The 13550-nt window shown below is 33.1% G+C and carries 15 protein-coding genes; 13 read left to right on the forward strand and 2 right to left on the reverse strand.

Features of this window, described 5'->3' with window-relative positions; genetic code table 11:
• Positions 1–178 precede the first annotated feature (178 nt).
• From smpB to ACKX2A_RS13965, 5 genes are all read left to right on the forward strand, one after another.
• Entirely contained in the window at positions 179–637 is a 459-nt protein-coding gene (gene smpB, locus ACKX2A_RS13945) for an SsrA-binding protein SmpB (RefSeq protein ID WP_415325357.1), read from the forward strand.
• Between the two features lie 77 nt (positions 638–714).
• Positions 715–2208, forward strand: a complete 1494-nt coding sequence (locus ACKX2A_RS13950) for an OmpA family protein (RefSeq protein WP_415325358.1) — start codon at positions 715–717, stop codon at positions 2206–2208.
• Between the two features lie 94 nt (positions 2209–2302).
• Positions 2303–3043 (forward strand): YebC/PmpR family DNA-binding transcriptional regulator, encoded by a 741-nt coding sequence (locus tag ACKX2A_RS13955; RefSeq protein WP_415325359.1) that lies wholly within the window; start codon positions 2303–2305, stop codon positions 3041–3043.
• 57 nt (positions 3044–3100) lie between these two features.
• On the forward strand, positions 3101–3928 hold the full coding sequence (locus ACKX2A_RS13960) for a UDP-2,3-diacylglucosamine diphosphatase (RefSeq protein WP_415325360.1): 828 nt from the start codon (positions 3101–3103) through the stop codon (positions 3926–3928).
• Positions 3925–4899 carry a glycosyltransferase family protein gene (locus ACKX2A_RS13965; RefSeq protein ID WP_415325361.1) on the forward strand — a complete coding sequence of 325 codons (975 nt, stop codon included), beginning with the start codon at positions 3925–3927 and terminating at the stop codon, positions 4897–4899. Before ACKX2A_RS13960 ends, ACKX2A_RS13965 begins: the two co-directional genes overlap by 4 nt.
• Here ACKX2A_RS13965 and ACKX2A_RS13970 read toward each other — a convergent pair.
• Together ACKX2A_RS13970 and ACKX2A_RS13975 are read right to left on the reverse strand one after the other, a co-directional pair.
• The gene (locus ACKX2A_RS13970) at positions 4885–5175 is read right to left on the reverse strand and encodes a GNAT family N-acetyltransferase (RefSeq protein ID WP_415325362.1); all 291 of its coding nucleotides are present in this window, start codon (positions 5173–5175) and stop codon (positions 4885–4887) included. The two genes, ACKX2A_RS13965 and ACKX2A_RS13970, sit on opposite strands and share 15 nt — an antisense overlap.
• A 170-nt stretch (positions 5176–5345) precedes the next feature.
• Positions 5346–6095 (reverse strand): RDD family protein, encoded by a 750-nt coding sequence (locus ACKX2A_RS13975; protein ID WP_415325363.1) that lies wholly within the window; start codon positions 6093–6095, stop codon positions 5346–5348.
• A gap of 27 nt (positions 6096–6122) precedes the next feature.
• Between ACKX2A_RS13975 and ACKX2A_RS13980 the strand changes: the two genes are divergently transcribed.
• The 8 genes from ACKX2A_RS13980 to ACKX2A_RS14015 all read left to right on the forward strand — a co-directional run bounded on the left by ACKX2A_RS13980 (position 6123) and on the right by ACKX2A_RS14015 (position 13489).
• A complete protein-coding gene (locus ACKX2A_RS13980; protein WP_415325364.1) occupies positions 6123–7106 on the forward strand; it encodes a stage II sporulation protein M in 984 nt (327 codons plus the stop codon).
• A complete protein-coding gene (locus ACKX2A_RS13985; RefSeq protein ID WP_415325365.1) occupies positions 7090–8052 on the forward strand; it encodes a DUF4013 domain-containing protein in 963 nt (320 codons plus the stop codon). The genes ACKX2A_RS13980 and ACKX2A_RS13985 overlap by 17 nt, the downstream gene beginning before the upstream one ends.
• On the forward strand, positions 8045–8845 hold the full coding sequence (locus ACKX2A_RS13990; RefSeq protein WP_415325366.1) for a DUF4129 domain-containing protein: 801 nt from the start codon (positions 8045–8047) through the stop codon (positions 8843–8845). The genes ACKX2A_RS13985 and ACKX2A_RS13990 overlap by 8 nt, the downstream gene beginning before the upstream one ends.
• A 13-nt stretch (positions 8846–8858) precedes the next feature.
• Positions 8859–10016 carry a DUF4350 domain-containing protein gene (locus ACKX2A_RS13995; protein ID WP_415325367.1) on the forward strand — a complete coding sequence of 386 codons (1158 nt, stop codon included), beginning with the start codon at positions 8859–8861 and terminating at the stop codon, positions 10014–10016.
• 173 nt (positions 10017–10189) lie between these two features.
• Complete coding sequence (locus ACKX2A_RS14000; RefSeq protein WP_415325368.1) at positions 10190–11221, forward strand: AAA family ATPase; 1032 nt, start codon at positions 10190–10192, stop codon at positions 11219–11221.
• A 59-nt stretch (positions 11222–11280) separates the two neighbouring features.
• Positions 11281–11631 carry a four helix bundle protein gene (locus tag ACKX2A_RS14005; protein ID WP_415325369.1) on the forward strand — a complete coding sequence of 117 codons (351 nt, stop codon included), beginning with the start codon at positions 11281–11283 and terminating at the stop codon, positions 11629–11631.
• A gap of 66 nt (positions 11632–11697) precedes the next feature.
• The gene (locus tag ACKX2A_RS14010) at positions 11698–13020 is read left to right on the forward strand and encodes a DUF58 domain-containing protein (RefSeq protein ID WP_415325370.1); all 1323 of its coding nucleotides are present in this window, start codon (positions 11698–11700) and stop codon (positions 13018–13020) included.
• A 43-nt stretch (positions 13021–13063) separates the two neighbouring features.
• Positions 13064–13489: an OsmC family protein gene (locus tag ACKX2A_RS14015; protein WP_415325371.1), complete on the forward strand. Its 426-nt coding sequence runs from the start codon at positions 13064–13066 to the stop codon at positions 13487–13489.
• The last annotated feature ends 61 nt before the right edge of the window (positions 13490–13550 follow it).

Genomic DNA, 13550 nt, shown 5'->3' on the forward strand with positions numbered 1-13550 from the left:
AATACGAAAAGAATTTGGGTATTTCGTAATAATGTAATATTCAAGTTTTTAAATATGGGGTATTTTTTATATATTTCATTAATTAAATTTAATAAAATGCGGGAGTCTTCGATAAATAATATTAAAGAGGTGAGTGCAACTTTATTAAATTCTTACATCTTTTATATACGAACTTAAAATGAAGATTGAAAAAACGGTCAATATATTAAACAGAAGAGCCAGATTTGAGTACGAAATCATGGAAGAATATGAAGCGGGAATGGTTTTAACAGGTACAGAAATAAAATCTTTGCGCTCTTCAAAAGCATCCATTACAGAATCGTTCTGTCAGTTTATTGATGGGGAATTATACATTATTAATATGATGATTGATGAGTATAAATTGGGAACATTTTATAATCACAAAACAAAAAGGGAACGGAAATTGCTGTTGCACAAAAAAGAACTTCAAAAACTAGAAAAAAAATTAAAAGACGCAGGTAATACGATTATTCCTTTAAAACTATATATTAATGATAGGGGAAAAGCAAAGGTCTTAATTGCTCTCGGAAGGGGTAAAAAACTATTCGATAAAAGGGAGAGCATAAAAGATAGAGAAAATAAACGTAACCTCGACAGAATATTAAAGAAAAGTTAAAAATCATTTGAAAAACTTTGTATATAAAGAAAAATTATATTTATTTTGCATTATCAATTATTTAATCATTTAATTCTATGAAAAATCTAAAATTAGGAATTTCAGCATTGGCACTTACTGTTGCTTCTACTGTGTTCGCTCAGACTACCAACAATCCGTGGTTGATCGGAGTTGGTGCTCACGCGGAGAACCATTTGGCACAGAGAAACGGCTTCAGTAATACGTTCTCTGCTAATAATTTGACGAAGACAATGTTCAATATGAACAACTTCTCTATTACTCCTCCATTATCTAAGCTTACAGTAGCTAGAAATATTGGTAAAGGTTTGGTAATCGACTGGCAAACTACAGTTGGAAATGTTGAAAACAAGAGATTTAACATGGGTAAGGAATTCATGTTGATGACTGGTCTTGGTTTCCAGGCTAAAGCTGCTGGTCTTTTATGGAACGAGGAGTCTTGGTTTGACCCATATTTAAGAGTTGGTGCTAACTATTTAAGACATGATTACACTTCTCTTACATTCCCAAGAACTGATGCAAACGGTGAGTGGGTTACAAATGGAGACAACGGTAACGAAAACGGTAAAGCTAACTTCTTTACAGTTTCTACTGGTGCTGGTGTTAACTTCTGGGTAACTAAAAACTTCGGTTTAGGTGTACAAGGAGATTATGTATCAACTCCAGGTGATAAGTCTACAGTTGCTAACTTCTGGCAAGCTTCTGCTTCATTGAACTTCAGATTTGGTAACAGAGATAGAGATAAGGATGGTATCCTAGATAAAGACGATTTATGTCCAGATACACCAGGTTTACCAGAATTCCAAGGATGTCCTGATACTGACGGTGATGGAGTTCCAGATAAAGACGATCAATGTCCAGATGTGGCTGGTCCAGTTGAAAACAACGGATGCCCTTGGCCAGATACTGATGGTGACGGTGTAATCGACAAAGATGATGCTTGTCCTACAGTTGCAGGTCCTGCAGAAAACAACGGTTGTCCTTGGCCAGATACAGACGGTGATGGTATCTTAGATAAAGATGATGCTTGTCCTACTGTTCCAGGTCTTCCAGAATACAACGGATGTCCTAAGCCTAAGAAACAAACTGCTATTGAATTAGAACAAAAATTCGGAAGCGTATTCTTTGATTTCAACAAAGCTACAATTAAGGCTGAGTCTAAAGGTGCACTAGATGCTGCTGCTGACTTGATCAAAAAAGACGGAGGTAACTATCTATTAGAAGGTAGAACTGATGCTAAAGGATCTGAAGCTTACAACTTGAAATTATCTAGAGAAAGAGCTGCTGCTGTAGTTGCTGCTTTAGATGCAAGAGGTGTAGATGCTAACGCTCTTAAATCTATCGGTGTTGGTAAAGCTAAAGCTACAGTACCTGCTACTGCTTCTGATGCTGAAAGACAAGTTGACAGAAAAGTAGTTGTAACTGCTGTTGAAGATGCGGCTCAATGGAATGCTCTTAAGAAAAGAGATTACGAAGATCCAACTCCAGTAAAAGTTAAAAAAACTACTAAGAAAAAAGCTACTGCTAAAAAAGTAGTTAAAAAGAAAAAATAATTAAATTTTTCTAAATATAAATACCTCCAGTTCTCTGGGGGTATTTTTTTTTTGTTGACTTTTAGTTAATTTTGTTGAAAATTTAAAAATAGAAATGGGAAGAGCGTTTGAATATAGAAAAGCTTCGAAAATGGCCAGATGGGATAAAATGGCCAAAACTTTCTCTAAAATAGGTAAAGATATTGCTTTGGCTGTAAAAGCTGGAGGTACAGATCCCGAAGCAAATCCAGCATTGAGAAGATGTATCCAGAATGCGAAAGGTGCAAACATGCCAAAAGATAATGTTGAAAGAGCAATCAAAAAGGCAAGTGGTGCAGATGCAGAACAATATGAAGAGATCACTTATGAAGGATACGGACAGGGAGGTGTTGCATTTTTTGTAGAATGTACAACCAACAACCCTACAAGAACTGTTGCCAACGTAAGAGCAATCTTCAATAAGTTTGACGGAAATCTTGGAAAAAATGGCGAATTAGCTTTCATCTTCGACAGAAAAGGAATTTTCACAATCGATTTGGCTCAGATTAAAATGGATTGGGATGATTTCGAAATGGAAATGATCGACGGTGGTGCAGAAGATGTGGAAAAAGACGAAGAAGAAGTAATGATTACGACTGCTTTTGAAGATTTCGGTTCTTTATCTCATAAATTAGATGAGCTTAAAATCGAGGCAAAAAGCGCAGAACTTCAAAGAATTCCAAACAATACAAAGGAAGTAAATGCAGATCAATTCAAAGCGAATATGAAAATGCTTGAGCGTTTCGAAGATGATGATGACGTACAAAACGTATATCACAATATGGAAATCACAGAGGAGTTGATGGAAACTTTATAAAAAATAATATAACATTCATATACAGTTAACTTTCAAGTACTTTCTTTGCATAAAACTATGAAAAGAAACGTTGAATTAGTTGTCATATCGGATGTTCATTTGGGAACTTATGGATGTAAGGCTAAAGAATTACTGAGATATCTTAATTCTATTCAGCCTAAAACTTTAGTTTTAAACGGCGATATCATAGATATTTGGCAATTTAAAAAGTCTTACTTCCCTAAACCTCATCTGAAGGTGATCAAAAAGATCCTTTCATTTGCTACAAAAAATACCGATGTTTTCTACATTACCGGAAATCATGACGAGATGTTCCGGAAGTTTACCGATTTCGAGTTGGGTAAGCTTAAAGTCTGCAACAAAGTTTTCTTAGAAATCAACAACAAAAAAACATGGATTTTTCATGGAGATGTTTTTGATGCGTCTGTTCAGCATTCAAAATGGATTGCAAAACTAGGTGGAAAAGGTTACGATTTATTAATTGTAATCAATAATGTTGTAAATTGGTTCTTAGACAAAATGGGTAAAGAAAAATATTCATTTTCGAAAAAGATTAAAAACAATGTGAAAAAAGCGGTAAAATACATTGGCGATTTTGAATTAACGGCTTCAGAATTAGCAATTGACAATCATTATGACTACGTAATTTGCGGACACATTCATCAACCGCAGATTCGTGAAGTTGTCAACAAAAAAGGTTCTTGCACTTATCTGAATTCTGGAGACTGGATTGAAAATCTTTCTGCTTTGGAATACAATGACAACGAATGGAAAATTTTTTATTATGATGATCACAAGGATTCGTTGAAAGACGAAGGAACAGAAGAAATTCAGGATATCGACAGTGCTGAGCTTTTAAAAATAGTAACCAATTTCACAAAATGAAAATCTTATACGCCTTTCAGGGAACCGGAAACGGACATGTTGCACGTGCACAGGAAATTGTTCCCCTTTTAAAAAAATATGCGTCTGTTGATACTTTAATAAGCGGACACCAATCGCAATTAAAGGCCGATTTCGACGTCAATTTTCAACATAAAGGAATTTCATTGCTTTATGATAAAACAGGAGGATTATCCTATAAAAAAACGTTTACAGATAATAATTTTCTTGAAGCATTTAAAGCGATAAGAGAAATTGATCTTTCAAAATATGATTTGGTTATTAATGATTACGAACCTTTGACGGGTTGGACTTGTAAATTCAAGAAACATCCAATGATCGAATTAAGTCATCAAGCTTCGATGTTATTTAAAGAAACGCCCAAACCAGACAAAAAAGATTTCTTCGGAGAAATGGTTTTGAAATATTACGTTCCTAGCGATAGAAAAATTGGTTTTCATTTTGAGAATTATCATCCACAAATCAAAAAACCTGTAATTAGAAGGAAAATCAGAAATTTAAATCCAGACAAAAAAGATTTTTATTTGGTATATCTTCCAAGTTTTTCGGATGAAAATATTATTAAAGTTTTGAAGCAAATTCCTGTTGAATGGAAAGTTTTTTCTAAATATTCCAAACTTCAGTTTAAAGAAAATAATGTTGAAGTTTTCCCGATTGATGAAATTCAATATTTAAAATCTTTTGAAAATTGCGATGGAATTCTTTGCAATGCCGGTTTTGAAAGTCCTGCTGAAGCTCTTTTTATGGATAAAAAATTATTCGTTATTCCAATTCATAATCAGTACGAACAGGAATGTAACGCTTGCGCTTTAGACAAAATGGGAATTCCGAACTCTAAAGTTTTAAAACTGGAAGAAATTCAAAATTGGGTTGCTTCCGATCAACATCTTAAAGTCAACTACCCCGATGATATTGAAGAAATTTTGGTGAATGAAGTTTTAACGCTCAAGTAGAATATCATCAACATCGTTCATTCTCATCATTACAGATCTCGCATAAGAACAATGTGGATAAACTTTCCAGTTATTCTCTCGGGCAAATTTGATAGCTTCTTCAACCAGATATTTTCCCATTCCTCGACCTTCAAATTCGGGATGAACCAAAACAAAGGAAATGATAAATTTATGGTCTTCCGGGAAAATCGTATATGTTAATCTTCCAATTTCTTTGATCTCATTATTTAAAGTAATGACACCACCATTTCCTGATTTATCATTTTCGAATATCATAATCTAAGCTTTTATAGTTGTAAAAATACAAAAACCGCACCGCAGAAGTTTTGATGTAAATCAAGAAAATAAAAAGTGAATTGTGAATGGTCAATTCAGTCTTTTGTCAATTTTAAAACTTAAGAATTAAAAATTCACAATTGGCTTGCGAAACAAATTAACAATTTACTCTAATTATCCTTTCCTGTATAATAATTATAATCTTTAATAACAACACCAATAAACTGCCTCTCGGTCATTTTTATAGAATCATTATCAAGTTTTAGAATACTTTTAATTTTATCTGAAAGCTTAGAAATGATCTGTCTGTCGTCAACTCTCATCGCTTTTAGATAATTATCTTTAATAATTCTCATGTCATTATCGCTCAAAGCAATGACTTGTGGAAAAGTAGGAATGTAATCATCTTTAATATTTTCTAAAATAGTGTGAGAAATATTAATATTATTCTTTAAAGAAATAACGGCAGTTCCCGCAGCAATATCTCCCAAACGTTGATTATTTTTAGAAACAATCATCGAAATCAAACCCACAACACAGACAAAAGTAGTATCAATAATTCTGAAAATCCAGCGAATCATATAATCACCAAATCCGGCTTGGTAACCGTCGATTTTTACAACACGAATTTTCATTAGCTTTTTACCAGGAGTTTGTCCTTCCATCAAGCTTTCCAAAACCAGAGAATAAATGACAGTTGGGAAGAGCAGAATGCTGTAAACCGCACCAACAGACCAGTTATCCATACCACTTAGAATGTAACCAAGATCCAGAATATTGAAAAAAAGATAGAAAATACAAAAGCCATATGCTACTTTTATCAGTAGATCGAGAATAAACGCAATCATTCGATCTCCAACACTGGCAATGTTGAAATTAATATTTACATTTTGTGAAGTATTAATCGCAATTTGAGACATATTTTTTATTATTTTAGCCTTACAATTATGAGAGAGGTTTATTTCATTAAACAAAATAAAGAAAAATGGTTGGGAATCGAACAGGTTATTCAAGGGAAAATTAAAAAAAATCCTGATGACCTGTCTTCGCTGTACATCAACCTTGTCAATGACCTGTCTTTTGCGCAGACTTACTACCCGAAAAGTAACACAACTGTTTACCTGAATCATTTGTCTTCTCAGATTTTTCAAAAAATTTATAAAACGAAAAGAGTAGAGGAAAACAGACTTTTGTATTTCTTCAAAACGGAAGTTCCGTTGTTGGTTTTTCAGTACCGAAGATATTTGGGGTACGCTTTTCTATTTTTTATTTTATTTACTTTAATCGGATTGCTTTCCGGAATTTACGATAAAGACTTTGCCAACGTTATTTTGGGTGAAGATTATGTTAATCAGACCATAGAAAATATTAAGGCTGGAAATGCGGTTGGAGTATATCAAAGTGGTTCGACTTGGGGAAGCTCTATTGGAATTATTTTTAATAACATCGGAGTTGGTGCGAAATTATATCTCTACGGAATTTTAGGAGGTGTCGGAACTTTATACGCACTTCTTTCCAACAGTGTGATGTTGGGATCTTTCCAATATTTTTTCTACGATTACGGAGCTTTGCAGGATAGCGCAAGAGGAATCTGGCTTCACGGAGTTTTCGAAATTTTTGCAATGGTTGTTGAAGCCATGTGCGGATTGATTTTGGGAACGTCAATTTTATTTCCGAGAACTTTTTCGAGATTTAATTCTTTTAAAAACGGATTTAGAGATTCATTTAAAATATTTTTAAGCACAATTCCATTTACAATTTGTGCGGGAATCATCGAGGGATATGTAACGAGACACGCTTTGAAAATGCCATTGATTTTAAATTTAATCATCATTTTCGGATCGTTGGCTATTATCGGATTTTATTATTTTGTTTATCCTTCTATTGTAAATAAAAAAATTAATAACCAAATCAATGATGCAATTTTATAAAAAGAGAGATTTTGGATCTTTTATAAGTGATAGCTTCGCTTTTTTTAAATTATACGGAAAAAACTACTTCAAGAATTTTATTCTCCTGAACGGAATATTGCTGATCTTAATGGTTATTGTAATTCTTTTGGGTCTTAAAGAATTTTTTGGAGCACTTTTCGGTTCAAATATAAGCGGACAAACCTATTATATGGAGCAGTATTTAGAAAATAATATCGGAATGTTCATACTGATCGGGATTTTCCTTTTTATCCTTTCCACCGCATTAATAACGATAAATTTTCTCTTTCCGGTTTTCTACATGCGAAGATTAGCGGAAGGAAATACGGACATAAAAACGGATGACATTTTACACGATTTTAAAACAAACGGGAAAAAAGTTCTGACAACTTATTTCGGGCTCACTTTTCTTGTAATGCCTGTTGCTACGATACTTTTCGGATTTTCCTATTTTTTAATTATAATTGTTATCGGATTTGTTCTGATACTTTTTGTTGCTCCGACTTTATTCAATATCATCACTTTTCTTTGCTATGATTATTTCAATGGAAAAAGAGGTTTTTTTGAAAGTTTGAGTTATGCAATCAGATCGCAGTTTTCTTATCCGAACGGAAGAGAGCGTTCTCCTTATTGGAAGTATTGGGGATCAACAATCATTCTTGGAATTCTTTTCTACATTGTAAGTGGAATTTTTTCTGCCATTCCGATGATTTTGTACATGATGAAACTAACAACAATGACTCCTGACGGAAAATTTGAAGAAAATCCTTTCACAGGAAGTTTCGGAATTCTTATTTTCTTCCTTTACGGAGTTTCAACAATAATTTCTTCTTTATTGATGAACGTTTTGTACATCAATTCGGGTTTAATGTATTACGACAGCAGAACAGATTTTCACCAAAAAATGGAACTGGCAGAAATAGAAACCATCGGTCTCAATGAATAAAATCTTTGCTTTTTTACTGTTTTTTTTCTCTGTCGATTTTTCCTATGCACAGACAGAAAACGACCCGCCACCGCCGGTCGCAGAAGTTTATGTGGATTCACTTAACACAGGGCATTACAAAAATATGTATCGCGCAGATTCTGTTTTGTCTAAAAATCCTGTGACAGAAAACACAGTTTATCCTAAACAATTTAAAGAAAATTTACCTTCAAGATATAAAGGAGCTGAGTTTGATTATACAACTGTAAAACCAAGAATGTCTTTTTGGGAAAAACTGATGAATAAAATTTCCAAAATTCTAGAAAGTATTTTTGGAAAAACAGTTTTCTCAAATTCATCGAATTTTGCGGGAATTCTGATGCGTTTGTTTGCGATTCTTCTTGTCGGATTTTTGCTGTATTTTATCATTAAATATTTAATAAATAATGGTAGTCTTTCTTTCTTTGGAAAGAAAAATAGGAAAGTTGAAATAAGAGATGAAGAATTGCATGAAAATATCCACGAGATCAATTTCCCTGAAACAATTTTAAAATTTGAAAAATCTGGAGATTATCGATCTGCAGTTCGTTATCAGTTTTTGTTTATCCTGAAAAAATTAAGCGATAAGAAACTCATCAATTGGAATCCGGAAAAGACGAATAAAGACTACGTTGCTGAATTGAAAGTTCCGCATTTGAAAAACGGATTTTATGATCTCTCTTATATTTTCGACTATGTTTGGTACGGAGAATTCAATATCGATGAGGAAAGTTATCTGAAATTTAAAAACCAATATCAATCATTTAAACCGTAATTAAACTTTTACCATGAACAAAACTTTCAAAATATATGCTGTAATTTTCGTCATTGTGATGATTATTCTGGCGTTGTTTGAAGTCAACAAAAAGGAAACTACGGATTGGAGAAAAAATTTCGATATCAATCAGAAATCGCCATTTGGATTGTTTGTTTTTAATCATGAAATAAAGGATCTTTTTAAAAATAAGGTTAAAAAAATCGATCAGACTCCTTATGATTTTTATGAAAAAAATAAAAAGGATCAACACAATATTCTAGTCATCGAAAATGATATCGATAGACCTTCGTGGAGCAAAATTTTAGAACAGGTTTCCAGCGGTTCCAATGCAATGTTGATTGTGAGCAATATTCCGAAAGAAATTTCCGACAGTATCGGCTATTACGATTCCAAACTTTCTTTTGAAGAGGAAAATGTTTTAAAATTAACTGATACAAAATATCAGAACGATTTCATTAAATTAGATAAATTTCCTTCCGGAAAAGGCTTTACTTTCATTAAACCTAATGTGGAAGTTCTAGGGAAAACCGTTGAAAAAAATAATGATGATCAGGCGAATTTTATTAAGGTAAAATTCGGAAAAGGGAATATTTATGTTCATGCAGAACCGCTTTTCATCACCAATTATTATTTACTAAAGCCTGGAAATGTAAAATATGCACAAGATGTTTTTTCGTATCTTGATGATAAAGAAACGTTGTGGTTTGTGGAAAGTACATCTCACGAATCAAGATTTTTCCTAAGATTCATCCTTTCAAATCCGGTTTTGAAATACGCTTGGTGGGTTTTGTTGGGAGGATTGTTGTTGTTTATTTTCTTTAATGCAAAGAGAAAACAGCGAATCGTTCCGGTTATCGAACCATTGAAAAATACGTCGGTTGATTTTGTAAAAAGTATTGGGAATTTATATTTGCAGGAAGGGGATTTTCACGATATGATGGCGAAAAAAGCTCAATATTTCTTAAATAAAGTAAGAATGGATCTTTTAATTGATACCCAAAATCTAGATGAAGAATTTGCAAAAAAACTTCAGCTAAAAACCGGAAAACCGATTGAAATGATTCAGGAAGCAATTGTTTTAATTAAAAAAGGACAAGATCCTTACACTCATGTTATGAAAGAAGATCTCGCAAAAATGAATAAATTGCTGGATCAAATTTTAAAATAAAAATGGAAGTCCCGAAGGGACGACTTAGAACAGGGTTGGATGAAATCCAATCAGACTTAAAAAATGGATTGGAAAACAATTAATTTAAAATATAACAATCTAAAAATATAACAATGTAACAATTATTTGATTGATAAACTTTTACATTGCTAAATTGTTAAATTAAAAAAGATATGGAAAACCTTGAAAACCAAAATATAGAACCTCAAAGCTCTATTAATTTAGATAAAAAAGAAGAACAGTTTCAGTCGAGAATCGATATGATTGAACTTCGCACAAGTTTAGAAAAAGTAAAAGCTGAAATTGGGAAAGTAATTGTCGGTCAGGAAAGTATGATCGAACATCTTTTGGCTGCACTTTTATCAAACGGACACGTTTTGATAGAAGGCGTTCCGGGAGTTGCGAAAACAATTACGGCAAAATTATTGGCAAAAACTATTGATGTTGGTTTCAGCAGAATTCAGTTTACGCCGGATTTGATGCCTTCTGACATTTTAGGAACATCAATTTTTAACGTTAAAAATTCTGAATTTGAATTTAAACAAGGTCCGATTTTCTCTAATTTTATTTTAATTGATGAAATCAACAGGTCACCTGCAAAAACGCAGGCTGCATTGTTTGAAGTAATGGAAGAAAGACAGATCACAATGGACGGAACCCGTTACATGATGGAAGAACCGTTCTTGGTTGTGGCTACTCAAAACCCTATTGAGCATGAAGGAACCTACAGACTTCCAGAAGCTCAGCTTGACCGTTTCTTATTTAAAATAAATGTAGGTTACCCAAATTTAGATCAGGAAATTGCAATCATCAAAAATCAGCACGAAAGTAAAAAAGAAGATAAAACCGAAGTTGTAAATAAGGTAATCACAGCTCAACAATTGAAAAATTATCAACATCTGGTAAAGGAAATCATTGTTGAATCTCACCTGATGGAATACATTGCTAAAATCATCATTAATACAAGAGAAAACCAATTCCTTTATTTAGGTGCTTCTCCGAGAGCGAGTTTAGCTTTATTATCTGCCTCAAAAGCTTTCGCCGCACTAAGAGGAAGAGATTTTGTAACTCCGGAAGACATCAAAGAAGCAAGCTATGCCGTGTTGAGGCATAGAGTAATCGTGTCGCCTGAAAGAGAAATGGAAGGCTTAACGGCAGACGAAATTATCAGACAAATTTTAGAGGGAATAGAGATTCCTAGGTAGGTTGCAGGTAAAAGGTTGCAGATTGTAGTTTTGCAATTCGACGTTTAAAAATTTCATGTATGGCTAATTTTAAAGAGCTTTTGGTTTGGCAGAAATCTATTGATTTTGTAACTGAAATTTACAGAACAACTGAAACATTTCCTAAAGATGAAACTTTTGGGTTGAAATCTCAAATTAGAAGAGCTTCCGTTTCGATTCCATCGAATATTGCGGAAGGAAACTCTAGGAGAAGCAAACTAGATTATTTACAATTTTTGAGAATTTCAAGAGGAAGCTGTGCTGAAGTTGAAACTCAATTAATTATTTCAAGAAATCTTCATTTTCTAAATGAAACAAGTTATTTAAAACTTAATCAAGATGTAATTGAAATTTCAAAAATGCTAAATGGATTAATCAATTCCTTAAAATAATTAAAAAAAAACTTAACAGTCACAAAACTGCAACCTAAAATCTAAAATCTGCAACCTAAAAAAGAAATGAAAAACTTATACATCAATACACGTTTTTTCTTTGCGCTCATAGGAGTGGGGATACTGTATGTTTTTGCATTTTTCTTTCCGTTTTTGATGATTGTGGCACACATCGTTTTGCTGTTGTGCTTTCTGGCAGCGATGGTGGACTATCTTTTGGTTTTTAATCAGAAAGATGGAATTTTAGCACAAAGAATTTTGCCGGAAAAAATGTCAAACGGAGACGAAAATCCTGTGAAAATTGACATTAAGAATAATTATAATTTTAAGATTCACCTAAAGGTAATCGACGAAATTCCTTTTCAGTTTCAAAAGAGAGATTTTTTGATTGAGAAGGAAATTGAATCGGGGAAAAATAGCTTTTTTCAATATATTTTAGAGCCGAAAGAAAGGGGAGAATATAATTTTGGAAGCTTGAATGTGTATGTTTCTTCGCCTTTGGGGTTGGTATCAAAGCGTTTCAATTTTCAGAAAGATGCCAATTTATCGGCATATCCATCATTTATCCATTTAAGAAAATATGAATTAATGGCTTTGCAGAGCGAGTTTTTATTAGGCGGAATCAAAAAAGTCCGAAAGTTGGGACATACGATGGAATTTGAACAAATCAAAGAATATGTTCCCGGAGATGACATCAGAACGATCAACTGGAAAGCAACTTCGAAGACCAATCGATTGATGGTGAACCAATTTCAGGATGAAAAATCTCAGCGAATTTTCATGTTGATTGATAAAGGCAGAACCATGAAAATGCCTTTCAACGGATTGAGTCTGCTGGATTATTCGATTAACGCGACAATGGCTTTGTCACATATCATTTTGAAAAAAGGTGATCGCGCCGGAATGATGACTTTCTCGAAAAAAACAGAAAATAAGATCGCTGCGGAAAATAAATCAGGACAATTAAGAAAGATTTCTGAAGCTCTTTATAACATCAAAACAGATTTTTTTGAAAGTGATTTCAACCGATTGTATCAGGATGTAAAATATTCATTAAATCAAAGAAGTTTAATACTATTATTCACCAATTTTGAAACGCTTGATGGATTGAACCGTCAGTTAAAATATCTTCGTGGAATTGCCAAAAACCATTTATTGGTCGTGGTTTTCTTTAAAAATTCTGAATTGCAGACATTGATCCATAAAAATCCGGAAAGTATGCAGGAAATTTATGATGAAATTATTGCAGAAAAATTTGAGTTTGAAAAGAAATTAATCATCCAGGAACTTCGTAAATACGGAATTTATACGGTTTATACACTGCCAGAGAATTTAAATATCGATGTTATCAATAAATATCTGGAGATAAAAGCGAGGGGAATTTTATAATTTTGCAACAAGCAACAAGCAACAAGCAACAAGCAACAAGACAATGAAAATAACACTTAATAGAATCAACGACGATTTTTTATTTGAGGCAACCAATTCTCAGGGTAACTCAATTCTTTTAGATAACACAACGCAACCGGGAGCGAAAGGAGTTTCGCCGATGGAAAGTGTTTTGATGGCAGTTGCAGGATGCAGCGGAATTGATGTAATTTCTATTTTGAAAAAACAAAGACAGGAAATTACAGATTTCAAAGCTGAGGTAGAAGGAGAAAGAATTCCTGTGGATGATGCAAAACCTTTTAAATCAATTAAAGTTAAATTTCTTTTGGAAGGAAATATCGATCCTAAAAAAGCTCAGAAGGCAGCTCAGTTATCTTTTGAAAAATATTGTTCTGTTTCTAAAACATTAGAACCAAATGTTGAAATCGGGTATGAAGTTTTTGTCAACGGAAAGCTTGTAGAAGCATAGATTTAATTTAAATATAAAAAAACAAAGAGGGGACAAAAATTATTTTTGCCCCCTCTTTTCA

This window comes from Chryseobacterium sp. MMS23-Vi53 (assembly GCF_047651245.1).
Classification (GTDB): Bacteria; Bacteroidota; Bacteroidia; order Flavobacteriales; family Weeksellaceae; genus Chryseobacterium.